This window comes from Novosphingobium sp. BL-A-41-Hi4B-X5A, from assembly GCF_055521705.1.
The window spans coordinates 346,775-370,379 of the sequence record NZ_CM145500.1; the positions used below are offsets into that span (position 1 = coordinate 346,775).

The window sequence follows — 23,605 nt, forward strand, 5'->3', positions numbered from 1 at the left end:
CCTGCGATCAAAGAGGGGACAGCCATGATCAGACCGCTCGTCACATTCGCCGCCGCCATCCTTACGATCACCGGCGCCATGGCCGCACCGCCCGCCACACTGGCCGACGTTGCCTGGCTGCAAGGCTCCTGGGAAGGCGAGGGTATCGAGGGCGCACCCGCGCTCGAAGCCTATGCCCCGCCGGCAGGCGGCCAGATGGTGGGCCACTTCCGCCAGCTGAACAAGGACGGCACGGTGATGTTCTACGAACTCATCACCATCGTCGAAGAGGGCGGCTCGCTCGCTTACCGCCTCAAGCACTTCAACGGCGATCTCACCGGCTGGGAAGAAAAGGACAAGGTCGTGTCCTTCCCCCTGACCGACCGCGAGGGCGACCGGCTGGATTTCTCCGGCCTCGTCTACGAACGCACCGGCGTCGATACGATGAAAGCCTCGGTCAAGGTCAGCGAAGGCGGCAAGACCGAAACCCTCGTCTTCCGCTTCCGCCGCAAGGGCTGATCCGAAAGCAGGATAGTTCACGCAGAGGCGCGGAGAAGAAAGGGAGACGCGGAGGATCAGCGCAGGCGACGAAGCCGCTCCGAAGGTTCAACGTTTCCGCAAACTGCCACGTGAGATTGTAAGATCGGCTTCGCCGCAATCGGGACCTCTCTGCGTCTCCCTTTCTTCTCCGCGCCTCTGCGTGAAACAGAAAACACCCCGCCAGCCGCATTGACCGACGGGGTGTCTCAATCACCAATCTGCGAAAAAATCAGCGCGTGCGCTTCTTGCCAAAGCGCGTCAGCGCGTCAGCTTCTTGCCAAAGCGCGTCAGCGCGTCAGCTTCTTGCCAAAGCGCGTCAGCGCGTCAGCTTCTTGTACGCCAGCGCAGTCGGACGATCCGCCGCATCGCCCAGACGGCGGCGCTTGTCCTCTTCATAGGCCGCGAAGTTGCCTTCGAACCATTCGACGTGGCTGTTGCCCTCGAACGCAAGGATGTGCGTCGCCAGACGATCAAGGAAGAAGCGGTCGTGCGAGATGACCACGGCGCAACCGGCAAAGTTCTCGATCGCGTCTTCCAGTGCCGCCAGCGTTTCGACGTCAAGGTCGTTGGTCGGCTCGTCCAGCAGCAGCACGTTGCCGCCGGCCTTGAGCATCTTGGCCATGTGCACGCGGTTGCGCTCACCGCCCGAAAGCTTGCCGACGTTCTTCTGCTGGTCCGGGCCCTTGAAGTTGAACGCGCCGACATAGGCACGCGTCGACATGTCCTGCCCGTTGACCTTCATGTAATCGAGGCCGTCCGAGATTTCCTGCCACACGTTGTTGGCCGGGTTCAGATCGTCGCGGCTCTGGTCGACATAGCCGAGGTGGACGGTCGAACCGATTTCCACGGTCCCGCTGTCGGGCGTTTCCTTGCCGGTCAGGATCTTGAACAGCGTGGACTTGCCCGCACCGTTCGGCCCGATAACGCCGACGATGCCACCGGGCGGCAGCATGAACGACAGGTCTTCGAACAGCAGCTTGTCGCCATAGGCCTTCGAGATGTTCTTCACCTCGATCACCTTGCCGCCAAGGCGCTCTGGCACTTGGATGACGATCTGCGCCTTGCCGACTGGGCGGTTGTCCTGGGCGTTCTGCAGTTCCTCGAACTTGCGGATACGCGCCTTTGACTTGGTCTGGCGCGCGGCCGGGGTCTGGCGGATCCACTCGAGTTCGCGCTGCAGCGCCTTCTGCTTGCCGCTTTCCTCGCGCTCTTCCTGGGCCATGCGCTTGGCCTTGGTCTCGAGGTAGGTCGAGTAGTTGCCCTCGTAGGGGAAGTACTTTCCGCGGTCGAGTTCGAGGATCCAGCCCACCACGTTGTCAAGGAAGTAGCGGTCGTGGGTGATCATCAGCACCGCGCCGGCATAATCCTTGAGGTGGTTTTCCAGCCATTCGACGGATTCTGCGTCAAGGTGGTTGGTCGGTTCGTCCAGCAGCAGGATCGAAGGCTTCTGGATCAGCAGGCGGGTCAGCGCGATACGGCGCTTTTCACCGCCCGAAAGGCTCGCCACCGACCAGTCGCCCGGCGGACAGCGCAGCGCTTCCATCGCGATTTCGAGCTGGTTGTCGAGCGTCCAGCCATCGACGGCGTCAATCTTGTCCTGCAGCTCGGCCATCTCGGCGCCCAGCGCGTCGAAATCGGCGTCTTCCTCGGCCATTTCCATGCCGATCTGGTTGAAGCGCTCGACCATGTCGGCGATTTCGCGCGCGCCGTCCTTGACGTTTTCAAGCACGGTCTTGCTCTCGTCGAGCTGCGGCTCCTGCTCAAGGTAGCCGACGGTGATGTTCTCGCCCGGCCACGCCTCGCCGGTAAAGTCCTTGTCGATCCCGGCCATGATCTTGATCAGAGTCGATTTACCGGCACCGTTCGGGCCGACGATGCCGATCTTTGCGCCCTGATAGAACTGCAGGTTGATATTGCTCAGCACCGGCTTTTGCGCGCCGGGGAAGGTCTTCGTCATGTCCTTCATGACGTAGGCGTATTGGGCAGCCATCTCGGGTCCTTGGGTAGAAGGCAAAAACTGTTGCGCGCCCTCTATCCGAGCGCGAAGGGTCGGGCAAGCGGGGCTTGTGCGACAAGGGCGGCGGGCAGGGCTTGGCAGGCGGTGGGCCGGGCGATAGCACGGTTGCATGAGAAACCAAGCTCGCGCCCTCGCGCTCACCGCCACCCTATTCGCTTCAACCGCTTACGCCCAGGATACGAATGGCGATGTCGCGTGGGACCTGCTCGCCGGGCTCACCAGCGAAGTCGGCCCGCGCATGCCCGGTTCCGAAGCGGAAGCCCGCGCCCGCGTCTGGGCCGAAGCGCGACTGAAGGCGCTGGGCTTCAGCAAGGTCGCCGTCGAACCCTTCAGGATCCGCGGCTATGTGCGCGGGCGTGACGAAGCCAGCCTCCTTGCGCCCATCCCGTTCAGGCTCGCGGTCACGGCGCTGGGCTACAGCGGCACCACGACTGAAAAGGGCATCGAAGGCGAAGTCGTCTATTTCCCCACGCTCGATGCCCTCAGGGCCGCGCCAGCAGGCTCGCTCAACGGCAAGATCGCCTTCATCGACCACGCCATGAAGCGCAACCAGGACGGCAGCGGTTACGGTCCTTACGGTCAGGTCCGCCGCGCCGGTCCCGCCATCGCCTCGGGCAAGGGCGCGCTGGGCGTCGTGATCCGCTCGATCGGCACCGACAACCACCGCAACCCGCACACCGGCGGCACCACGTTTCCCGACGGAGTAAAACCGATCCCGGCCGGCGCGGTTTCCAACCCCGATGCCGATCTGATCGCCCGCATCGCCCGCAGCGGCAAGCCGATCCGCCTGTCTTTGACGCTTACCGGCAAGACCACCGACAACTTGCCCTCGGGCAACGTCATCGGCGAACTTCCCGGCCGCGATCCCTCACTCCCGCCGATCCTGCTCGGCTGCCACCTCGATAGCTGGGACCTCGGCACCGGTGCGATCGATGATGCGGCCGGCTGCGCCATCATCACCGCTGCCGCGCTGAAGGCGCAGGAAGGCGGGGCGCCGTTGCGCACTATCCGCGTCCTCTGGGCGGGCTCGGAGGAACTCGGCGGCTTCGGGGGCAAGGCCTACGCCGAAAAGCACACCGAACCCCACGCCCTTGCCATGGAAAGCGACTTCGGCGCCGCCCGCGTCTGGCGCGTCCAGTTCAACATGGCTGACAAGGCGCTGACCGATCGCATCGCTGCCGTACTGTCACCGATGGGCATCGTTCGCGGAAGCGGCAAGGCCGATGGCGGGACCGACGTCGAACCGGTGATCGAAAGGCAGAAGCTCGCCGTCGTCGATCTCAACCAGGACGGCACCCACTACTTCGATCTCCATCACACCCCGGACGACACTCTAGACAAGGTCGATCCCGCCGAATTGGCGCAAAATGTCGCGGCTTGGACCGAAGTTCTCAAGGTCGTCGCCAACGAGGCGGGGCCGATCGCTGCGGCACCCTGAAGGTGCATGGGCTAAGCCTCGCCGAGTTGGGGCTTTGCCTGCACGAATGGAGGGAGAGTTGGGGTAGAGTTATGGGGGAGTTGGGGTAGAGTTGGAAATGCTCTCCTCAGCCCTCCGGGAACTCCACCACGGTGGTTACGCCGTTGCTGCCGTCGACGGAAATCGTCCCGCCCAGCTGGGTTGCAAAGCCCTTGGTGATCGCGGTGCCAAGGCCATTGTGACGCGCGGTTCCGGTAGCCTCAGGTGTCAGGCCTTTGCCGTTATCGGCAATCGTCAGACGCAGACGCCCCGCCGCGACGCGATCCAGCGTCAGCCGCACTTCACCGGCTGAACCCTCTGGAAAAGCGTGCTTTATCGAGTTGTTGAGGACCTCGGTGATGAGCAGCATCAGCGTCATCATCCGGTCAATCGCAAGGCGTGCATCGACGGCGCTGACGATCACCGTGACATGGCTGGCACCGGCAACGTCCTGCGCCTGCGCGACCACATTTTCGATCTGCTCGGGCAGGGCCAGCTCGCGCGCGGCCGGGTCGTAGAGCTGGCGGTGCACACGGCCCATCAGCTCGATCCGTTGATCGGCGCTCTCAAGCAGTGCCGGGGCGGTCTCCGGCGCGCGTTCTATTTGGCGCCGCTTGATGCGCAGCATGGCCGAAACCGAGGCAAGATTGTTGGCGACGCGGTGCTGAAGTTCCTGAAAAAGCAGGGTTTGCTGGTCGGCCATGGCGGCAAGCTGGCGCTGGCTTTCGACCAGTTTCTCCTGCCGCTGCTGCAACCCGTCGATCAGAAGGACATCCACAATCACCACTGCTGCGAAGAATAGCAGCGCGGTCGCCACTGGAGCAGAGAGCACAAAAGTATTCGCTGGCGGAATGAAAAAATACCATGAAGACAACAAACTAAGCACGCCACAGAGCGCGCCGGGGCCGCGTCCGGCAACAAATGCGGTGACGATCACGGCGGGAAAGAACGTCAGGAATGGGAAGCCGGGAGGTAGAAGATTGTCGGCTGCCTGCCTGAGTATCGTGGCGATTACCGCAAGGCCAATCGCTACGGCGTAGCCGGACAGCTTACCACGCAGGGGTCTGACAAGAGTTCGCGGAAATGCGGGCATATTAGCTCGACAAATGCCAGCGCTGGCGACGTATTGCAACGTAACATTTGCAACTTCTTGAAAAACAATGGCCCGGCATTCGATCGCCGGGCCACTAATTGTCTCGAGTATTTACTTTGGTTAAATGCGCTCGATAATGATCGCTGGCGCCATGCCGCCCGCAGCACACATCGTTACGAGGCCGTAGCGTCCGCCCGACCGCTCGAGTTCGTCGAGCGCGGTGCCGATCAGGATCGAACCGGTCGCGCCGATCGGATGGCCAAGCGCCATCGCGCCGCCGTTGATGTTCACCTTCTCGCGATCGAGTTCGAGATCACGGATGAACTTTTCGGCAACAACGGCAAAGGCTTCGTTGATTTCCCAGACGTCGATGTCCTCCTTGCTGAGGCCAGCCTTGGCGAGCACTTTCTTCGCCGCAGGCACCGGCGCGTTGAGCATCAGCGTCGGGTCGTCGCCCTGGTTGGCATAAGCGACGATGCGGGCGCGCGGCTTGAGGCCATGCTTTTCGGCATAGGCGGGCGAGACGATCAGCAGCGCCGCCGCGCCATCGACCACGCCCGAGGAATTGCCGGCATGGTGGAAGTGCTGGATTTCCACGTCCGGGTAGCGGCGGTTGATCTGCTTGCGGAAGCTCGTGCCGCCGAGATCGAAGTCGGCAAGACCGGCAAAGCTCGGCTTCAGCGCGGCGAGGCCTTCGGCAGTGGTTTCAGGACGGGGGAATTCCTCGCGGTCAAGCGCAACCGAACCGTCCTCGTTCAGGACCGGCACGACCGACTTGTTGAAGCGGCCTTCCTTGATTGCCTTGTCGGCGCGCTGCTGGCTGACGAGGGCAAGCGCGTCGAGCGCTTCGCGGCTGATGCCTTCGATGCTGGCGATGGCATCGCCGCACACGCCCTGGTGCGACTGCGGGTGGATTGCGTCGAGCGCCATGTTGCCCGAACCCATGCCCAGAGGCTTGATCCCGGCATTGGCCTGTTCCGCGCCATGGGCGCCGGTGAAGCTCATCATCTCGGTGCCACCGGCGATGACGCAGTCTTCCATGCCCGACATGACCGAGGCGCAGGCAAGGTTCACCGAGGTGATGCCACCCCCGCAGAAGCGGTCAAGCGTCGTGCCCGATGCCTTGATGTCATACCCCGCGGCCAGCGCCGCCATGCGGCCGAGGTCGCCGCCCTGCTTGCCGACCTGCGACGAGGTCGACCAGATGATGTCGTCGACCGTCGCGGTATCAAGGTTGTTGCGCTCCTTGAGCGCCTTGAACACCGTGGCGGCAAGATGCTGCGGGTGCAGGTGCGACAGCGCGCCCTTGCCGGGCTTGCCGACCCCGCGCGGAGTGCGAACGGCATCGATGATATAGGCTTCGGGCATCGGGACTCTCTCCGTCATTGGGCTATTTAATCGACCGATTAACGCGTCCTGCCCGCTGGTGCAAGTCCAAAGCGGAAGGCTCGACACAGGCGCGGCGACGTGTCAGCTTGGTCAGATTCCAGCCATAGAGGCCCAGATGCTCCACCACGAACTGCTCGAACAGGCGCGCGGCTATTCCGATGCGATCGTCACGCTGCGACGCGCGATCCATGCCGAACCCGAACTCGGCCTGCACACGCCCAAGACCCGGGACAAGGTCCGCGCCGCGCTCGCCCATCTGCCGCTGACATGGCGTGAGGGGCCGTCGACGACCGGGCTGGTGGCCACGCTGAAAGGCGGGGCCGGGCCAGGACGGCGCGTTCTGCTGCGCGGAGACATGGACGCGCTGCCCATGACCGAGGAGACCGGGCTCGACTTCTCCTCCACCATCCCGGGCGCAATGCACGCCTGCGGACATGACACGCACACCGCCATGCTGGCAGGTGCCGCCGAACTGCTTTGCGCCCGGGCTGATGACCTTGCAGGCGAGGTGCAGTTCATGTTCCAGCCGGGCGAGGAGGGCTTCCACGGCGCTCGCTTCATGCTCGATGACGGGCTGATCGATCCGCTGCCCGATGCTGCCTTTGCCCTGCACATCATGCCCAATAGCCCGCATGGCCTGGTGGCCGGTCGGGCAGGGCCGTTGCTCGCTTCGGCAGACCAGTTCGACATCGTCGTGCACGGCCGGGGCGGCCATGCCTCGATGCCGCACGACGCGCTGGATCCGGTGCCAGTGGCTTGCGATATCGTCACCGCGCTCCAGACGGTCGTCACGAGGAAGTTCCCGGTCAGCGATCCTGTCGTGGCCACCGTGGCGAAGATAGAGGCGGGAACGGCCCACAACGTGATCGCCGATCGGGTCGCCATGCGCGGCACGTTGCGCACGCTCTCTGCGGGCAATCGTGCGCGCCTGCATGAAGCGCTGCGGCTGGTGGCGACGAACATCGCCGCGGCCCACGGCATGACGGCCGAAGTGACGATCACACCGGGGTTCCCTGTCACCGTGTGTGATGGACGTGCTGTCGACCTCGGGGAGAAGGTTGTTCGCGATCTTACGGGCGATAGTGGCTTCCACCGGTTGGACGCCCCGATCATGGGGGCGGAAGACTTCTCCTATGTACTCGAGAAAGTGCCCGGAGCGATGTTCTTCCTGGGCGTGGCCCACGAAGGCGCAGACTGGCGCTCTTGCTGTTCGATCCACTCCACCAGGATGATGGTGGACGAAAGCGTGCTGCCGCTCGGCACTGCGGTTCTGGCAGGGTGCGCCGTGCGGTTCCTGGCTGAGGGATTTGCAGCTTGATCTGGTGGAATGGCGAAAGGCCCTCGATCGAGCGGCTGACGAAATTGGGCAGTTCCTCGATGCCGGCCCATCTCGGCATCGAGTTTCATGACTGCGGCGACGACTGGATATCGGCGCGCATGCCGGTCGACCACCGCACGCATCAGCCTTTCGGACGGTTGCATGGGGGCGCATCAGTTGCGCTGGCAGAAACGATCGGCTCGATGGCCGGAGCGATGGTGGTGGACCCTGACCGGTTCGCTTGCGTGGGCATGGAAATCAATGCCAACCACTTGCGACCGGTGCGCGACGGCTGGGTCTATGCGACCGCGCGGCCGGAGGCATTGGGGCGCAGCACCCACGTCTGGTCTATCCGCATCGTCGACGAATTGGACAAGCTGGTCTGTATATCCCGTCTGACACTCGCCGTCATTCCGCTGGAACGGAAATGACACCCATGAATTTATTACTTTTTTCCGGAACCAAGCAGTAGGAACTGCATTTTCGGTGGCAGGTAGCCACTGATATGAACCGTAACACTTCAGATGAAATTCCTGGGTCTGGTCCGATCGATCAGGCCCATACCGTGTTCGATCCGTCCGTAGCGCGCTTTCGGGCGCAACACCCCGAAGACACGTTCGCCGGGGCATCCGGCGTGCTGTTCGAGCAGGCCATGGCGCAGACGCGCATGGCAATCTGCCTGTGCGACCCTCATCAGACAGATATGCCCATCGTCTTTGCAAACCGGGCGTTCCGACATCTTACCGGATATGAAGAAGACGAGATCGTCGGTCGCAATTGCCGTTTCCTGCAGGGCCCCGAAAGCGACCGCTCTTCGCTGGGGAGGATCCGCAACGCGCTCCAGCGCGAGGATGTGACGGTGGTCGAACTGCTCAACTATCGCAAGGACGGCAGCTCGTTCTGGAACGCTCTCCATCTTGGCCCGGTCTATGACGCCGAAGGCAAACTGGTTTATTTCTTCGGCAGCCAATGGAACGTATCGGACGTGCGCGCGGCGCGTGCCGACGAATTGCACGCACGCGAACTGGCGCGCGAACTGTCCCATCGCATGAAGAACATGTTCGCCGTGATCGGCGGCATCGTGAACTTCACCGGCAGGGCGCGCGGCATCGAGGTCGAGGCGCGGGAAATCAACGATCGCATACAGGCGCTGGGCCGGGCCTATGAGACCACACTCGACGATTCACACCGGGGAACGGTCGAGGTGGGCCAGGCCATTCGTGCCGTGCTTGCACCTTACGATCCGGACGGAACGCGCATCCTGTTCGAGGGCAATGGGCTTCGATCGGATTTTGCGTCGGTCTCGGTGCTCGGATTGTCCCTGCACGAACTCGCGGTGAACGCCATCCGGCATGGCGCGCTCAGTCGGGACGACGGACGCGTTACGGTTGGCTGGCAGCGCAATGGGTCGGCAGAGAGCCCGGCGATACGGATTGATTGGGTAGAACATGGGCGCGGAACTGGCTCGCTGCTGGAAGCGGCGGCGAACTCGGGCGCGGCAGACGGCATCGTGGATCGCATGCTCGGCATGGCGAGGGGAGGAATCGTGAGAGAGTTGAAGCGCGAGGGGCTACATGCCCGTCTCAGCATTCCCTTGAGGGATGCCGCAGAATGAGCGGGATGCATCATGCTTCGTCCGAGCCGTGCCGGGTGCTCGTGCTCGACGATGAACCATTGATCCTGCTCGACCTGGAATTTGCGGTCGAAGATGCCGGGTGCAAGCCGTTGACTGCGCTTGATCTCATGGAAGCGCTGTCGATTGTGCAGAACAATGCGATTTCCGCAGCCATCCTCGATGTTTCGCTCGGCCAGGGGCAGACCTGTGAACAGGTGGCGCGGACGCTTGCGGCGATGGGTGTCCCCTATGTGCTGCACACCGGCGATCTCGATCGCATGGACGAGGCTGTCCGGCGGCTGGGCGGGACTCTTGTGCCCAAGCCGACACCTGCCGCGGTGGTCGTCGCCCGCGCGCTCGAACCGCTGGCCGTTCGGCAATAAACAGCTTTCGTTCTGCCGGTCCGGTGTTGCGGATACCACGTGAAACGTCAGGCGGACAGGCTTGCACGCTGGGACGAAGCTGCCATTGCTGTGCGCAGCAAGGACGGTGACATGAGCGAGCAGGAATACGCCCGGGTACTGGCGATGACGGGCATCCACAATTTTCGGGACTACGGCGGCTATGGCGCACGCAACGGGCAGTTGCGCAAGGGCGTGTTGTGGCGCTCGGGCCAGCATAGCGAGGCAACGACTGAGGATCTCGAAAAAGTCCACGCCTTGCAGATTGCCACCGTTATCGACCTGCGCGGCGACAGCGAGCGCGCTGCCAACCGTTGCCTCAGGCACCCAGAGTTCGAGGGCAGCGTGCTGTTCCATCCCGGCGAAACCGCAAGCGCGGCCGGGCGCGCGGCGCACGAAGAGATGGCCCGCGATGTGCGCACCGCCGACGATGCGCGGCAGGCCATGCTCGCTCTTTACGAGACGCTGCCGTACCGGCCGGTTCTCGTGGGCACTTATCGCCTCTACATGCGAACCCTGGCGGAGCAGCCGTCGCCAAGCTTGCTGCACTGTCTTGCCGGGAAGGATCGTACCGGCGTGGCGGCGGCGTTGGTTCACGCTCTGCTGGGCGTTCACCGTGATGACATCGTCGCGGATTACCTGCTTACCAACAGCGCCGGCAATGCCGAGGCTCGTATCGAGGCAGGAGCGCGGCACGTGCGGGAAGGGTTCGGCATCCGCATGGATGATGCTGCCGTCCGCGTGCTGATGGGGGTGGAAGCACCGTTTCTCGAGCGCGCCTTCGCCGCGATCGAGGCGCGCCACGGCTCGGTCGAGGCCTATGCCGAGGAAGTTCTGGGGGTGACGCCGCAGGTGCTCGCCGCGATGGAAGCCAACCTCGTCGAATAAAGAAAATCTGTCCGATAGCTGCGGAAAAAGCGGGGGGCGCGGACTGGCTTTTGGCCCGCGCGCTGCTTATCTCGCTGGCGACTGGAGGACTTTTCCCATGGCGACCACGCACAAGACCCGCATGCTCATCATCGGTTCCGGCCCGGCCGGGCTTTCTGCCGCGATCTATGGCGCGCGCGCAGGGATGCAGCCGATCGTGGTGCAGGGGCTGCAGCCCGGCGGCCAACTGACCATCACCACCGATGTCGAGAACTATCCCGGCTTCCGCGATGTGATCCAGGGGCCGTGGCTGATGCAGGAAATGCAGGCCCAGGCCGAACATGTCGGCACGCGGATGATGTGGGACACGATCCTCGAAGTGAACATGGACGGCAGTCCGTTCCGTGCCGTCGGCGACAGCGGCGACATCTATGAAGGCGATGTTCTGGTCATTGCCACCGGCGCGCAGGCCAAGTGGCTGGGCGTTCCGGGCGAGCAGGAGTTTTCTGGCAAAGGCGTTTCGGCCTGCGCTACCTGCGACGGGTTCTTCTATCGCGGCAAGAAGGTCGTGGTGATCGGCGGCGGCAACACCGCGGTCGAGGAAGCGCTCTACCTTACCAACCATTCGCCCGACGTGACGCTGATCCACCGCCGCGATTCCCTGCGCGCCGAGAGGATCCTGCAGGATCGCCTGTTCGCGCACCCCAACGTCAAGGTGTTGTGGAACGCCAAGGTCGACAGCTTCGTCGGCGAGGCGGGCAAGGGCCTGACCGGCTTGAAGGTAGTAGATACCGTTACGGGCGCGGAAAGCGTGGTCGAGACGGACGGCGCGTTCGTGGCGATCGGCCATGCTCCGGCGACCGAACTGTTCAAGGGCAAGCTGGAGCTCGACGAGAGCGGTTACATCGTGGTCGAACCCGGCACGCCGAAGACTGCCATCCCGGGCGTTTTTGCCTGCGGTGACGTGATGGACCACACCTACCGCCAAGCCGTGACGGCGGCGGGGACGGGTTGCATGGCCGCGCTCGATTCCGAGCGCTTCCTTGCCGAACTGGACTTCAAGGCCGCCCAGGCGGAAGTCGCAGCGGTTTAAGGCCTGAGCACTTCGATCAGCCGCGCGTGAAGCCATTCGCGCGCGGCTTTGTCTGAAAAGCTGTGTGACGCGCTGTCGATGCGCTGAATGCGCGGGTCTGCGTTGTCCCACACTTCGCTGAACATCTGCGCCGTACGGTCGCGGCTGGCGAGGAGGATCGTTGCAGGGCCGTTGAAAGCTGCCAAGCCGGTCTTCATCTCGTCGACAAGGCCAGCGGGCGCCGGGTCTGACGAGGCCGCAGTGCGCAATCCTTTGGCCAGCTTCCCGAGGTTCACCCCGCCGGTGAGCAGCCGCCAGACCTCACGCGGGTTGGCGAGCTTGGCGAGATAGCGGCTGCGGATGGCCGACGCGGGCATGGCGTTTGGCGCTTCCTCGCCATCTATCGTCCAAGGGTTGGCGAGAACGAGGGCATCAGCTGCCAGTGCAGGCGCATTGAGCATCAGCGCTGCGGCCGCATCGCAATTGCCGAACGCGACGATGCGCGAAACGTGCGGTGCCGCTGAACGGAATGCGGCCAGCGCTGCTGCAATATCCCGCCCGGAGTGGCGGAACGAACGATTCTCGCCCTGGCTGTCACCGACGCCGCGCCGGTCATAGCGAAACACCGGATAGCCTTCGCTGGCGATCCGGGCGGCCAGTTGCGCCTGTCCGCTCCAGGCGCCTGAGCGCAGTTCACTGCCGCCCGAGACGATCAGCAGACCGGTCGAGTGACTTGCGGCCTCGCGGTCCAGCGTGCCGATCAGCGTCGCGCCCTCGCAGGTGAAGGTGAGGTGGCGCCGGGTCACGCGTCGATCTCGGACAGGATCACGCGGGCGAGGGCGGCGGACTGTTCGGGCGCTGCTGCAGGCTCCGCGCGCAGCCACAGCCCACTACCGCCCAACTGGTTTTGCGCAATGAGGTGATGCCCTTCGACCTGCGGCAAGGCGTTCTCCAGCCCGGCGATAAGCGACGCACCGCAGCGCCACCCGGTGAGTTCCAGTCCTTCGCTGCGGCCGAGTTGGAGCAACGCCGCGCTGTCCTCATTCACGCCCGCTTCGCGTGAGGCAATTACGCGGGCGCGGATCATCTGGCGCAGGATCGTTGCGCCCTTCGCGGGTTCCAGCGCCCAGCCCGGCAGCGCATTGGGAAACACCAGCGCGCCGCCGCGCACCGCCAGCACGTCGGTCGCACGGAAGTGACTTGAAGCCAATTGCATCGCGCTGCGCCAGCCGTGGAGGCTCTGTGCCTCGAATTGCTGCAGGCTTTCATGGCAGCCGGGCAGGTCGGGCAGGAACGTGTCGACGCCTGCGTCATCCAGCAAGCGCATGGCATCGACCAGCATCCGCCGCATGCGGTTGGCTTCATCGAACAGGGGCGGGACGATCAGCAGCCGTTTCTCGCGGCCGCGATCGAAGGCAAGCGCATACTCCTCGCTCTGGCCTTCGGGGCCGGGGCAAGGCCAGCGCGCAATCACGCCGTGACTTTGGCGTCCAGGAAAGATCGCAGATTGCCGAAGGTCTCGAGCAGTTCGCCATCGACCTCGTCGTCCTCGATCACGATGTCGAGCCGGTCCTCGATCTCGGTAAGCAGGCCGGCCACGGCCATCGAATCAAGCTCGGGCAGTTCTCCGAACAGGCCGGTGGACGCATCGAAAGCGGCCACGCGCTCGGCCGTGAGGCCAAGAACGTCCTTGAGGATCGCGCGCAGGGTGCTGTCGGTGTCGCTCATCAGTGTCCAGCTGCCGTTATCAGTTTCATCGGGCCCTTAACCATGGTGGTTCCGGGAGACAAGGGGGCGCAGCCTTTGCGCTGCCAGAGCACGGATCAACGAAGGCCAATGACGGACCGACGACTTTCTCCATGCCCGAACCCGCCAGCGCACCCGCACAGCGTCCATCCAGTCGCGCTTGTACGGATCATCCCCTGTGCCGAAATCAATCAGCGACACGCCATCGCGGTCGATCACATGCTCGAACATGGCCGCGCTGAGCAGGGTCCCCGGCGATTGCTTGCGGAAGCGTTCATCATGCGCGAGCTTGTGAATGAACGCGGTGCCGCCCTCGACCGTCCAGAATTGCGCGGCAACTGGTTGGCCGGCAACCTCGGCAATGCCAAGTCGCAAGCGACCAGCCTTGCCTTCCATTTCGGCCCAGGCCCGCAGGAAATCCGGCGACCCTTCGCCAGGCTTCCAGCTCAACCTGTAGATTGCCTCGTAAGCATCCCAATCGGTTTGGGAAAATTGCGTGACGAGCCTCAGGTTCACTTCGCCCTTGCGGCTCTTGCGGCGGACGGTTTCGCGCAGCGCGCCGGGACGGTCGGTCCAGTATTCGGCGAAACTGCGACCATTGACTGCAAGGATGTGGTTGCTGTCGCAAGGCTCGACCAGTGCCATCCAGCCCGCCTTGCGGAATGCCTCAGCAAGGGCAGCGGCGTCATCCTCGGGCAAGGGGGCGAACAGCGCTCGGCCATGAGGCAGTCTTCGCACGATCTCCGAAAGACGAATCTCATCTCCCAGAAATCCAACGAAAAAGTTGTACCAATTGGCAAGCGCAGTGATCCGCCCTTTGCCTTCGAGCCAGGGCAGGGCGGTACATCCCTGCGCATCCGCAGCGATGGTGACCCGCGCTTTTGTCTCGTCGAGGCAATGCGATGTGAGCAAGGCCAGCCAGTCGAGCCGCTCGAACGGCGAAGCGCCTTGCACCGCGATCACGCGCGGGTCCGCTTGCGCTTCCTTAAGACTGGCGTGATAGACGTCCAACGCTTGTACCATTCCCTATCGAGAACCGAGTGCCCGAAACGCCCGATCCCACTGTGTATCCGCTCGACCACCTTGCCCTGCGCGGCGAGCGAAATGCCCCTGCACTGGTGCTCAAGGACCGCACGCTTAGCCATGAAGCGTTAAATGCGCGTGTAGGAACCCTTGCGAAGTGGTTGAAATCGCGCGTCGGCGAAACGGGCGCGCGGGTGGCGACGTGGCTGCCCAAGACCGAACTCGCCTGCCTGATGCCACTGGCAGCTGTGCGAGCAGGGTTGGTCCACGTACCGGTCAATCCGCTGCTGAAGCGCGCGCAGGTCGCGCATATTCTCGCCGACAGCGGAGCGGCGCTGCTGATTGCGAACAAGGGCCGGATCGATACGCTGGAAGAGTGCGACGCACCTTGCCCGGTGATCGAGGAAGCCGCGCTCTGGGCTGAAGTCGAAGCCGATGGTGGCGAGCTTCCGCCGTCCGGTGCAGAGCCCGATAGTCTTGCCGCCATCCTCTATACCAGTGGCTCTACAGGGCGTCCGAAGGGTGTGATGCTCAGCCAGGCCAACCTCTGGCTGGGGGCAGTGAGCGTTGCGCACTACCTGAAGGTCAGGCCGCAGGACCGCGTGCTCGCCGTGCTACCGCTGGCGTTTGATTACGGCCAGAACCAGTTGCTTTCCACATGGTACGCCGGGGGCAGCGTGGTGCCGCTGGATTACCTCACGCCGCGCGATGTGGTGAAGGCTGTGGCCCGGCACGGCATCACCACCATTGCTGCCGTGCCACCACTCTGGCTGCAACTGGTGGAACTGGACTGGCCGCGGGACGCCGCGCAATCGCTGAGGCGGCTGACAAACAGCGGCGGAGCATTGACGCCATCGCTGGTCCGAGCGTTGCGGGCGAAGTTTCCAGCGGCCGACCTCTATCCGATGTATGGGCTGACCGAAGCCTTCCGATCGACTTATCTCGATCCCGCGCTGGTGGACGAGCATCCAACCTCGATCGGTAGCGCAATCCCCTTTGCAGAAGTGCTGGTCGTCAATGACTTGGGGGACGAAGCTCATGCCGAGGAGGAAGGCGAATTGGTCCATGCCGGGCCGCTCGTCGCGCAAGGGTATTGGCAGGATGCTGAGCGCACGGCGGAGCGTTTCAAGCCCGCGCCTGCATGCTCCAAGCTTGGCGGCATGGCCGTCTGGTCGGGAGACCGGGTGAAGCGCGATCCCCAAGGACTGTTGCATTTCGTCGGGCGGCGCGACGCCATGATCAAAACCAGCGGCAATCGCGTGAGCCCGCAGGAAGTGGAAGAAGCCGCAGTTGCCACCGGGATCGTCGCTGAGGCCGTCGCGCTCGGCTTGCCGGATCCGCAACTTGGGCAAGCAATCCATCTCGTGGCGCGCGCGATGCCCGGTGCCGACAAGGATGGCCTGGTTCCGGCGCTGACCCGCGCCTTGCCGAACTTCATGGTGCCGCGTCACGTACATTGGCGCGAGGTAATGCCCGTCAGTCCCAATGGTAAGCTAGACCGAGTTGCACTGGCCGCTGAACTGGCCGAGGAGATGCAGCCATGAAGCCGCTTGGCCCCATTCCTTCGGGTTACACCTCTGTCGACGGGGTGCTGGCAGTCGCCGGGCGCAAGGTGACAGAGCTCGTCGCCGAAGCAGGCACGACGCCTCTGTTCGTGTATTCGCACGAGCTGTTGACGGCGCGGGTTGCGGCATTGCGCGCAGCGATGCCGGACCGGCTTTCCATTCATTATGCTGTCAAAGCAAATCCTTACGAACCTTTGCTAAAGCATATGCTCGGGTTGGTCGACGGCTTCGACATTGCATCGGGCGGCGAACTCGCAATCGTCCGGGAGGCGGGGATCGACCCGGCGCTGGTCAGCTTTGCCGGACCGGGAAAGCGTGACGCGGAGCTTGAAGCCGCTATCCTGGCAGGGGTGACGCTGAACCTCGAATCCGAGGGTGAGGCGAGCCGCGCGCTGGCCATTGCTGAGCGGTTGGGCCTTCGTCCGCGGCTTGCCATTCGGGTCAATCCGGATTTCGACCTCAAAGGGTCGGGCATGAAGATGGGCGGCGGGGCCAAGCCGTTTGGCATAGATGCGGCCCGAGTACCGGCGCTCGCACGCAAGCTGATCGCTGCGGGGGCGGACTGGCAAGGCTTTCACATCTTTGCCGGAAGTCAGGCGCTTTCGGCCGATGCGATCATCGAAACGCAGGGGCAGACCCTGGCACTGGCCGCGCGCCTGGCCGAGGAAACCGGGGTGACGCTGCCGAAGTGCAATCTCGGCGGGGGTTTTGGCATTCCCTATTTTCCGGGGGATGAGCCGCTTGATATCAACGCAGTCGGCGCCGCCTTGGCCGAGCGCTTTGCCGATCTGCCGGAAGTTCTGCGTGACACGGCATTCTGCATCGAGCTCGGTCGCTATCTTGTTGGCGAAGCGGGCGTTTACCTGGCGACCGTGGTTGATCGCAAGGAGAGCCATGGCGAGATCTACCTCGTCACCGATGGCGGACTGCACCATCAACTCGCCGCCTCGGGCAACTTCGGCACGGTGGTCCGGCGCAATTATCCCAGTGCCATCGCCACGCGCTTCGATGCGGCGGCGGATGAGGAGGCGAGCATCGTCGGATGCCTGTGCACGCCGCTCGACCGGCTGGCCGACAAGGGCGGTTTTCCGCGGGCTGACGTCGGCGATATTGTCGCCATATTCTGCGCCGGTGCCTATGGCGCGAGCGCCAGCCCGGCGATGTTCCTGGGCCAGGGTCCGGCTGCGGAAATGCTTGTCTGACAAGAGCATAGGTTCCGGCCGTTAACGGATGACGCCATGCCAGTCCCGTTACGGGACGGCGGCGAATGGGCGCTTGGCGTCACGCCTTCAAGCAATCAAGGCTAACGCAATCTTCACCCTTTTTGGCGATAGCCAGCGGTGATTTGCGGACCCGTGCCCGTTGCCGACAAGGCAGATGGGCGGGGGCACCGCAGCAAGAAGGACTGTCCATGCCGTTCAATTCCCGCCTGACCCGTATGCTTGCCGGAACGGCCATGTTGAGCCTTGCCCTGACGGGTTGCGGCGGGGTTGGGGCGGGGCCGCAGTTGCCGCCCGCCTCGTTCGTGGCGCTGCAGGAGGGGCCGGGCGAGGAATACGTGATCGGCCCGCTTGACGAGTTGACCATCTTCGTCTGGCGCAATCCTGAACTGGGCGCGAGCGTGCAGGTTCGGCCGGACGGGCGCATCACCACGCCGTTGATCACCGACATGCCGGCCGTCGGCAAGACGCCGTCAATGTTGGCCGAGGACATCAAGCTCCAGCTTTCGCAGTACATCCAGGAACCGATCGTCTCGGTCATCGTCAACAAGTTTGCCGGGACCTTCAGTCAGCAGGTGCGCATTGTCGGTGCCACCGAAAAGCCGGCCTCGATCCCGTTCCGCGCGAACATGACGCTGCTTGATGCGATGATCGCAGTGGGCGGCCTTTCGGAATACGCGGCCGGCAACAAGGCGCGGCTGGTGCGGTTCGACAAGCAGTCGGGCGCGCAGAAGGAATATGCGGTGCGCATCGGCGATCTGCTGCGCAAGGGCGATACCAAGGCCAACGTGCTGCTGATGCCCGGTGACGTGATCATCATCCCCGAGAGCACGTTCTGAGCGCGCCCCGATGACCAGCATCTACGAAGAAGTGCGCATAGCGCTCCACGGCATCTGGCATCGCCGCTGGATTGCGCTGGGAGTTGCCTGGGCGGTGTGCCTGCTTGGCTGGCTGGTTGTGGCGATGGTGCCCAACAGCTATGAATCCAAGGCCCGCATCTTCGTACAGATCGATGACGTGCTGGCCGACCAGATCGGCATCGGTGGTGACCGCAAGCGCGATATCGAGCGTGTGCGCCAGACCCTGACCAGCGCGGTCAACCTTGAGAAGGTGGTCCGCGCCACGCGGCTTGGCGACAAGGTCACTACCGACAAGCAGATGCAGTCTGCGGTCGAGAGCCTCGGCAAGCAGGTGACGGTGGTCAGCCAGCAGGACAACCTGTTCGAGATTACCGGCACGGCGGGTGGTGGCGGCCGCAACGACGCGGAGAATGCCAAGCTCGCGCAGGACGTTGTCCAGAAGATGATCGACATCTTCCGCGAGGAGAACCTTGCAGGCGGTCGTGGCGAAATGACCGACACGCTGGCCTTCATGGACCAGCAACTGGCCGACCGTAAGAAGGCGCTGGAAGAAGCCGAGCTCAAGCGCACCGAGTTCGAATCGAAGAACGCCGGCTTCATCCCCGGTGCCGGTTCGCTCACCACCCGGCTTGAAGCGGCGCGCAACCAGATGCGCGATGTCGAATCCAACCTGCTTGCGGCGCAGAGCGCGCTGGCCTCGATCAACGGCCAGCTTTCGGGCACGCCGCAGACCATTGCCATTCCCGGGGTTTCGGGCGGGGCCAAGGGCGCTCTGGCTCAGGCCATGTCGGATCTTGGATCGATGCGCGCGCGGGGGCTGACCGACAGCCACCCCGACGTGATTTCGGCCAAGGCGCAGATCGCCAACCTGCAGAAGGCAGCGGCGGGCGAGGGCGGTGGCGGCGGCGCGCCGAACCCGGCCTACAGCTCGCTGGTATCGATCAAGGCCGACCGCGAGGCCAGCCTCGTCTCCCTCCAATCGCGCCGCGCATCGCTGCAGGCCGAAATCTCGCAACTGACCGCGCAGCAGTACACCGAGCCGACCGTGGCTGCCGAAGCCGCGCGCATCAACCGCGATTACGATGTGCTCAAGGAGCAGTACGACAAGCTCCTGCGCGACCGTGAACAGCTGCGTCTGCGCGGCCAGGTCGAGACCGAGCGTGATGCTGTGAAGTTCGAGGTGATCGATCCGCCGACGATGCCGCGCGGCCCTGCGGCGCCAGACCGGCCGCTGCTGCTGTTCCTTGTGCTGATCGTCGGCATTGGCGCGGGCTGTGGCGGCGCGTTCGCGCTGGGCCAGCTCAAGTCCGCCTATTCGACCACCGGCCAGCTTGAGCGTGCCACCGGCCTGCCCGTGCTCGGCGCGATTTCCGAGGGGATCACGCGCGATATGCGGGCCCTGCGCGCCAAGCGCCTGAAATACTGGGCGGGCGGCGTGGCGGGCTTGTTCGTCGTCCTCTTCGTCCTGCTCGGCGTCGAGATGCTCAAGCGTGGCATGGTGGCCTGAGGAGAGATGCGATGACCGATCAGAGCAAGATCCCTCTCCCGGCAAGCGGCCCCTCGCTGATCGAGCGTGCCTCGGGGACGTTCGATTTCCGCACGCTGACGCGCCCGGTTGTGCCGGACCTGCCGCCTGCGCCGGTGCCGAAGGTCGTGCCAGTGGCCAAGCCGATGGCCGAACCTGTCATGCCGGAACCGGTCGTCAGGTCCGAACCACCGGTGCGCCCGTTCACCGGGGAGCGCCACGCGATCGACCGTGCGCATTTGCGCGAGCAGTGCCTGATCGAACCGGAGGGCGGTGTCACTGGCCTGCTCGAGGAATTCCGCATCGTGAAGCGCCAGCTGCTGCGCACCGCTGCGGATGAGCGTGTCGAGCACGGCGAGCGCATCCTCGTCGCGTCGGCCCATCCGGGCGAGGGCAAGACGTTCTGTGCGGTCAACCTCGCGCTCTCGATGGCGGCGGAGAAGGACACCGAAGTCCTGCTGGTCGATGCCGATTTCGCCAAGCCTTCGGTTCTCTCGACTCTCGGCCTGCCGGGCGGGAAGGGCCTGATGGACGCGCTGGCCGATCCGGACATTGCCGTGGAAGACTGCGTGATCGGCACCGACATCGCCGGGCTCTACGTCCTGCCTGCAGGCAATGCGACGGGGTCGGACACCGAGTACCTCGCGTCGGCTCGGACCGAGGATGTGCTGGCCCGGCTTACGGCCCACGCCCCCAACCGCGTGGTCATCTTCGATTCGCCGCCGGTGCTGGCCGCTTCGCCTGCCAGCGTTCTGGCCAACCATGTCGGGCAGACCGTCATGGTGGTGCGGGCCGATATGACCGGCGAGGCCGCGCTGCGCGATGCGGTGAGCCTGCTTTCGGCATGCGATGACATCAAGCTCCTGCTTAACGGCACCCGGTTCTCGACCACCGGGCGCCGCTTCGGCACTTACTACGGATACAAGGAATGACCCGGATGCGGCTTCCTGTGCGCCTGCTCGCGCTGGCCGGAGCCATGCTCGTGGCTGGCCCGCTTCAGGCGCAGTCGCTCGATTACGAGAGTGTCGATGGCGATGCGCCGTCGGGCAAGGCCGATGCTCCGCGAAAGGGTGGCGGCCTGACCTCGCGCGGGGCCGGGGGCGGCCCCCGCGCCACGATCACACCCTACATCGAAGCGACGCAGAACGTCCTGTGGGAACTCTCGCCCGGCGACGAAGTCCTGACCTACAGCACCATCGCGGCCGGCGTCGACATGACGCTCAGCGGTCGCCGCACCCAGGGCGCCGTGTCGGTCCGCTACGAGAGGCGCATCTCGCAGACTGATCGCGTGCGCGATGGCGATACGCTGTCCGGCCTTGCTCGCGTCAAGCATGACCTGATCCCGCGCACCCTCTCGGTCGAAGCTGGCGGGCTTGCCGCCCGTACCCGCGTCGAGGGCAGCGGCGCATCGACGCTCAATCCGATCGCCGCCAACGACGCGGTGAGCCAGGTCTACTCGCTCTACGCCGGACCCGCCGTTTCGACCCATGTGGGCGATGTCGCGCTCTCCGGCTCCTATATCCTCGGCTATACCAAGGTGCAGCAGAAGGACGCGCTGCAGCTGGCGACAGGGCAGGCACTGACCGACATCTTTGACGATTCCGTGTCGCAGTCCGCGCAAGTCTCGGCAGGCGTAGCACCTGATACCGTGCTGCCGGTCGGTATCACCGCCAGCGGATCGTACTATCAGGAAGACGTCACCAATCTCGACCAGCGCGTGCGCGACATGCGCGCCGGGGTACAGGTGACATATCCCGTCACCATGGAACTCGCACTGGTCGGGGCGGTCGGTTACGAGGACGTCGAAGTGTCGGCCCGTGACGCAGTGCGCGATGCCAATGGCGATCCGGTCATCGGCAGCAATGGCCGCTATGTCACCGACAAGTCGCAAGCGCGCAAGCTGGCTTACGACACTGAAGGTTTTACCTGGGATGCCGGCGTGATGTGGCGGCCGAGCCGTCGCACCGCGCTCTCTGCTTTCGTCGGTCGCCGCTATGACAGCACGACCTACTACGGCAGCTTTTCCTACAACCCGAACGTGCGCAGTTCGCTGACCGTTGCGGTTTACGACAACGTCTCGGGCTTCGGCGGGCAGGTGAACCGTGCACTGCGTGATCTGCCGACCGATTTCCAGGTCAACCGCGATCCGTTCAACGGCCAGATCAGCGGCTGCGCGATCGGTTCCGAATCCGGTGGCTGCGTCAACAACGCGCTGTCCTCGGTCGCGAGTTCGGTGTTCCGCGCGCGCGGCGTGAACGTCACCTATGCCCACCGCATCGGCCGCCTTCAGGCCGGGGTAGGCGCAGGCTACATCCGCCGGAAGTACATCGCGCGTGAGGACTCCGTTCTTGGCGCTGCAAACGGCGTGGTGGACGAAAGCTTCTATGTCGACGCCGGGCTCAACGGCCCGATCGACCGCCGGTCGAGCTTTGGCGTGTCGGCCTATGCCGCGTGGTTCCAATCGGGGGCGTCAAGCCTCGGTGACGTGACCACTGTCGGCGTCAACGCTGCCTACTTCCGCAACCTGACAGACCGCCTCGTGGCGACCGCAGCGGTCGGTTTGGACAGTGTTAACCGTAAAGTGATTGAAGACGAAGTAATCGCATCGGGCCTTGTTGGCCTGCGCTATTCCTTCTGATGCCCGGAGACGGCTTCGATGTACGATGAATTTTATGGACTTACCGGCCGTCCGTTCCAGCTTACGCCCGATCCGCGCTTCTATTTTGAGAGCGGAACGCACCGTAAGGCCTTGTCTTACCTCGGTTATGGCCTCGCCCAGGGGGAAGGCTTCATCGTCATTACCGGCGAGGTCGGCGCGGGCAAATCGACCCTCGCGGCGCACCTCATGGCGACGGTTGACCGCCAGCGACTCACCGCCGCCCAGATCGTAACTTCCGCGCTCGATGGCGAGGAACTGATTCATGTCGCCGCGCGCGCCTTCGGGCTGGAAGTGGCCGGCCATGACAAGGCCACCGCCCTCGCACAGATCGAGGCGTTCCTTCATCACGAAGCCCGCGAGGGCCGTCGCTGCCTGCTGGTGGTCGACGAATCGCAGAACCTTTCGGTCGAAGCGATCGAAGAGCTGCGCATGCTTTCCAACTTCCAGTTGGGCGCGCACCCGCTGCTGCAGATCCTGCTGCTCGGCCAGCCCGAATTCCGCATGCTGATCCAGACCTCGCCCGAGCTCGAGCAACTGCGCCAGCGCGTCATCGCCTCGCATCATCTTGACGCGATGGAGCCAGCCGAAGTCGGCAGCTATGTCGAGCATCGCCTTGCTCTGGTCGGCTGGCAGGGGCGTCCGCAGTTCGATGCGCGCGTCTATGCCGATCTTGCCAAGGCCAGCGGTGGCGTGCCCCGCCGGGTCAACCAGATCGTCAACCGTCTGATGCTGATGGGCGCGGTCGAACAGCGCGATCATATCGACGCGGCGATGCTGCAAGCCGTGCTGGCAGACCTTGCCGGCGATGGCGCATTCGGCAAGCCGCAAGTCTCGGTAACACCTGCTCCCTTGGCCGAAGTGCCACAGGTTGAACTTGCCGCTGCTCCTGCTGCCGTTGACGTGCCGGCCATCGACGAAAGCGCGTGGCGCGCGGCTTTGGCCGAGCGTGACGAACAGATTGCCGAATTGCAGCAAGCGATCATCGAACTGGCCGACATGCGCGCCGCGCCGGTCGCGCCACTGCCGGACTTCGATCTCGCCGCGCAGCTCGAGGAAGCCAACCGCCGTATTGCCGCTCTCGAAGCGCGTCCCGGCGATGAAGGCGTTCTGGCGGCGCTTGCCGAAGCGCAGCGCACGATTGCCGCGCTCGAATCGCGCACCAGCGAGCAGGAGCAGGCGATCCGCCATACGCTGACCATGCTGATCGAGTGGATCGAAGCTGAAGACTTCCATCGCGCCGCTGCTTGAGCGTTGCTGCAA

The 23,605-nt window shown here is 64.2% G+C and carries 22 protein-coding genes; 15 read left to right on the forward strand and 7 right to left on the reverse strand.

Annotation, left to right across the window (positions count from 1 at the left end; translation table 11 throughout):
- Positions 1–24: 24 nt before the first annotated feature.
- Positions 25–498 (forward strand): DUF6265 family protein, encoded by a 474-nt coding sequence (locus ACZ1JY_RS01485; RefSeq protein ID WP_465130130.1) that lies wholly within the window; start codon positions 25–27, stop codon positions 496–498.
- 337 nt (positions 499–835) lie between these two features.
- Here ACZ1JY_RS01485 and ettA read toward each other — a convergent pair whose 3' ends face one another.
- Positions 836–2,509 (reverse strand): energy-dependent translational throttle protein EttA, encoded by a 1,674-nt coding sequence (gene ettA / locus ACZ1JY_RS01490; RefSeq protein ID WP_039331432.1) that lies wholly within the window; start codon positions 2,507–2,509, stop codon positions 836–838.
- Between the two features lie 136 nt (positions 2,510–2,645).
- Between ettA and ACZ1JY_RS01495 the strand changes: the two genes are divergently transcribed.
- Entirely contained in the window at positions 2,646–3,974 is a 1,329-nt protein-coding gene (locus ACZ1JY_RS01495) for a M28 family peptidase (RefSeq protein ID WP_465130131.1), read from the forward strand.
- A gap of 106 nt (positions 3,975–4,080) precedes the next feature.
- Here the strand turns inward: ACZ1JY_RS01495 and ACZ1JY_RS01500 are convergent, their stop codons facing one another.
- Entirely contained in the window at positions 4,081–5,085 is a 1,005-nt protein-coding gene (locus ACZ1JY_RS01500) for a sensor histidine kinase (protein WP_465130132.1), read from the reverse strand.
- 120 nt (positions 5,086–5,205) lie between these two features.
- Positions 5,206–6,453 carry an acetyl-CoA C-acetyltransferase gene (locus tag ACZ1JY_RS01505; protein WP_465130133.1) on the reverse strand — a complete coding sequence of 416 codons (1,248 nt, stop codon included), beginning with the start codon at positions 6,451–6,453 and terminating at the stop codon, positions 5,206–5,208.
- A gap of 136 nt (positions 6,454–6,589) precedes the next feature.
- Here ACZ1JY_RS01505 and ACZ1JY_RS01510 point away from each other — a divergent pair, with 136 nt between their 5' ends.
- The 6 genes from ACZ1JY_RS01510 (at position 6,590) to trxB (ending at position 11,768) form a co-directional block, all read left to right on the forward strand.
- Complete coding sequence (locus tag ACZ1JY_RS01510) at positions 6,590–7,792, forward strand: M20 metallopeptidase family protein (protein WP_465130134.1); 1,203 nt, start codon at positions 6,590–6,592, stop codon at positions 7,790–7,792.
- Positions 7,789–8,223 carry a hotdog fold thioesterase gene (locus ACZ1JY_RS01515; RefSeq protein WP_118074109.1) on the forward strand — a complete coding sequence of 145 codons (435 nt, stop codon included), beginning with the start codon at positions 7,789–7,791 and terminating at the stop codon, positions 8,221–8,223. The genes ACZ1JY_RS01510 and ACZ1JY_RS01515 overlap by 4 nt, the downstream gene beginning before the upstream one ends.
- Positions 8,224–8,297: 74 nt before the next feature.
- Complete coding sequence (locus ACZ1JY_RS01520) at positions 8,298–9,407, forward strand: PAS domain-containing protein (protein ID WP_465130135.1); 1,110 nt, start codon at positions 8,298–8,300, stop codon at positions 9,405–9,407.
- Positions 9,404–9,790 (forward strand): response regulator, encoded by a 387-nt coding sequence (locus ACZ1JY_RS01525; protein WP_118074107.1) that lies wholly within the window; start codon positions 9,404–9,406, stop codon positions 9,788–9,790. The genes ACZ1JY_RS01520 and ACZ1JY_RS01525 overlap by 4 nt, the downstream gene beginning before the upstream one ends.
- A 39-nt stretch (positions 9,791–9,829) precedes the next feature.
- Positions 9,830–10,696, forward strand: a complete 867-nt coding sequence (locus tag ACZ1JY_RS01530; protein ID WP_465130136.1) for a tyrosine-protein phosphatase — start codon at positions 9,830–9,832, stop codon at positions 10,694–10,696.
- 97 nt (positions 10,697–10,793) lie between these two features.
- Positions 10,794–11,768 (forward strand): thioredoxin-disulfide reductase, encoded by a 975-nt coding sequence (gene trxB / locus ACZ1JY_RS01535; RefSeq protein ID WP_465130137.1) that lies wholly within the window; start codon positions 10,794–10,796, stop codon positions 11,766–11,768.
- Here the strand turns inward: trxB and ACZ1JY_RS01540 are convergent.
- Genes ACZ1JY_RS01540 through ACZ1JY_RS01555 form a run of 4 tightly spaced genes read right to left on the reverse strand, consistent with a single transcriptional unit; the run spans position 11,765 to position 14,516 of the window.
- Complete coding sequence (locus ACZ1JY_RS01540; RefSeq protein WP_465130138.1) at positions 11,765–12,553, reverse strand: hydrolase 1, exosortase A system-associated; 789 nt, start codon at positions 12,551–12,553, stop codon at positions 11,765–11,767. The two genes, trxB and ACZ1JY_RS01540, sit on opposite strands and share 4 nt — an antisense overlap.
- Positions 12,550–13,221: an alpha/beta hydrolase family protein gene (locus ACZ1JY_RS01545; RefSeq protein ID WP_465130139.1), complete on the reverse strand. Its 672-nt coding sequence runs from the start codon at positions 13,219–13,221 to the stop codon at positions 12,550–12,552. The genes ACZ1JY_RS01540 and ACZ1JY_RS01545 overlap by 4 nt, the downstream gene beginning before the upstream one ends.
- Positions 13,218–13,475 (reverse strand): acyl carrier protein, encoded by a 258-nt coding sequence (locus ACZ1JY_RS01550; RefSeq protein WP_465130140.1) that lies wholly within the window; start codon positions 13,473–13,475, stop codon positions 13,218–13,220. Before ACZ1JY_RS01550 ends, ACZ1JY_RS01545 begins: the two co-directional genes overlap by 4 nt.
- A 36-nt stretch (positions 13,476–13,511) precedes the next feature.
- Positions 13,512–14,516 carry a GNAT family N-acetyltransferase gene (locus tag ACZ1JY_RS01555; RefSeq protein ID WP_465130141.1) on the reverse strand — a complete coding sequence of 335 codons (1,005 nt, stop codon included), beginning with the start codon at positions 14,514–14,516 and terminating at the stop codon, positions 13,512–13,514.
- Between the two features lie 17 nt (positions 14,517–14,533).
- Here ACZ1JY_RS01555 and ACZ1JY_RS01560 point away from each other — a divergent pair, with 17 nt between their 5' ends.
- The 7 genes from ACZ1JY_RS01560 to ACZ1JY_RS01590 all read left to right on the forward strand — a co-directional run bounded on the left by ACZ1JY_RS01560 (position 14,534) and on the right by ACZ1JY_RS01590 (position 23,593).
- The gene (locus tag ACZ1JY_RS01560) at positions 14,534–16,060 is read left to right on the forward strand and encodes an acyl-CoA ligase (AMP-forming), exosortase A system-associated (RefSeq protein WP_465130142.1); all 1,527 of its coding nucleotides are present in this window, start codon (positions 14,534–14,536) and stop codon (positions 16,058–16,060) included.
- The gene (locus ACZ1JY_RS01565; protein ID WP_465130143.1) at positions 16,057–17,283 is read left to right on the forward strand and encodes a pyridoxal-dependent decarboxylase, exosortase A system-associated; all 1,227 of its coding nucleotides are present in this window, start codon (positions 16,057–16,059) and stop codon (positions 17,281–17,283) included. Before ACZ1JY_RS01560 ends, ACZ1JY_RS01565 begins: the two co-directional genes overlap by 4 nt.
- A 209-nt stretch (positions 17,284–17,492) precedes the next feature.
- Positions 17,493–18,140: an XrtA/PEP-CTERM system exopolysaccharide export protein gene (locus tag ACZ1JY_RS01570; RefSeq protein ID WP_168903162.1), complete on the forward strand. Its 648-nt coding sequence runs from the start codon at positions 17,493–17,495 to the stop codon at positions 18,138–18,140.
- Between the two features lie 10 nt (positions 18,141–18,150).
- Positions 18,151–19,668 (forward strand): XrtA system polysaccharide chain length determinant, encoded by a 1,518-nt coding sequence (locus ACZ1JY_RS01575; protein WP_465130144.1) that lies wholly within the window; start codon positions 18,151–18,153, stop codon positions 19,666–19,668.
- 11 nt (positions 19,669–19,679) lie between these two features.
- On the forward strand, positions 19,680–20,618 hold the full coding sequence (locus ACZ1JY_RS01580; protein WP_465130145.1) for an AAA family ATPase: 939 nt from the start codon (positions 19,680–19,682) through the stop codon (positions 20,616–20,618).
- Between the two features lie 5 nt (positions 20,619–20,623).
- The gene (locus ACZ1JY_RS01585; RefSeq protein ID WP_465130146.1) at positions 20,624–22,324 is read left to right on the forward strand and encodes a porin family protein; all 1,701 of its coding nucleotides are present in this window, start codon (positions 20,624–20,626) and stop codon (positions 22,322–22,324) included.
- Positions 22,325–22,342: 18 nt separating this feature from the next.
- A complete protein-coding gene (locus ACZ1JY_RS01590) occupies positions 22,343–23,593 on the forward strand; it encodes an XrtA/PEP-CTERM system-associated ATPase (protein ID WP_465130147.1) in 1,251 nt (416 codons plus the stop codon).
- Positions 23,594–23,605 lie beyond the last annotated feature (12 nt).

Coding starts and splice junctions, on each gene's coding strand:
- ACZ1JY_RS01485 (WP_465130130.1), top strand. CDS start 25: ATGATCAGACCGCTCGTCACATTCGCCGCCGCCATCCTTACGATCACC.
- ettA (WP_039331432.1), bottom strand. CDS start 2,509: ATGGCTGCCCAATACGCCTACGTCATGAAGGACATGACGAAGACCTTC.
- ACZ1JY_RS01495 (WP_465130131.1), top strand. CDS start 2,646: ATGAGAAACCAAGCTCGCGCCCTCGCGCTCACCGCCACCCTATTCGCT.
- ACZ1JY_RS01500 (WP_465130132.1), bottom strand. CDS start 5,085: ATGCCCGCATTTCCGCGAACTCTTGTCAGACCCCTGCGTGGTAAGCTG.
- ACZ1JY_RS01505 (WP_465130133.1), bottom strand. CDS start 6,453: ATGCCCGAAGCCTATATCATCGATGCCGTTCGCACTCCGCGCGGGGTC.
- ACZ1JY_RS01510 (WP_465130134.1), top strand. CDS start 6,590: ATGCTCCACCACGAACTGCTCGAACAGGCGCGCGGCTATTCCGATGCG.
- ACZ1JY_RS01520 (WP_465130135.1), top strand. CDS start 8,298: ATGAACCGTAACACTTCAGATGAAATTCCTGGGTCTGGTCCGATCGAT.
- ACZ1JY_RS01525 (WP_118074107.1), top strand. CDS start 9,404: ATGAGCGGGATGCATCATGCTTCGTCCGAGCCGTGCCGGGTGCTCGTG.
- trxB (WP_465130137.1), top strand. CDS start 10,794: ATGGCGACCACGCACAAGACCCGCATGCTCATCATCGGTTCCGGCCCG.
- ACZ1JY_RS01550 (WP_465130140.1), bottom strand. CDS start 13,475: ATGAGCGACACCGACAGCACCCTGCGCGCGATCCTCAAGGACGTTCTT.
- ACZ1JY_RS01555 (WP_465130141.1), bottom strand. CDS start 14,516: ATGGTACAAGCGTTGGACGTCTATCACGCCAGTCTTAAGGAAGCGCAA.
- ACZ1JY_RS01565 (WP_465130143.1), top strand. CDS start 16,057: ATGAAGCCGCTTGGCCCCATTCCTTCGGGTTACACCTCTGTCGACGGG.
- ACZ1JY_RS01570 (WP_168903162.1), top strand. CDS start 17,493: ATGCCGTTCAATTCCCGCCTGACCCGTATGCTTGCCGGAACGGCCATG.
- ACZ1JY_RS01575 (WP_465130144.1), top strand. CDS start 18,151: ATGACCAGCATCTACGAAGAAGTGCGCATAGCGCTCCACGGCATCTGG.
- ACZ1JY_RS01580 (WP_465130145.1), top strand. CDS start 19,680: ATGACCGATCAGAGCAAGATCCCTCTCCCGGCAAGCGGCCCCTCGCTG.
- ACZ1JY_RS01585 (WP_465130146.1), top strand. CDS start 20,624: ATGCGGCTTCCTGTGCGCCTGCTCGCGCTGGCCGGAGCCATGCTCGTG.
- ACZ1JY_RS01590 (WP_465130147.1), top strand. CDS start 22,343: ATGTACGATGAATTTTATGGACTTACCGGCCGTCCGTTCCAGCTTACG.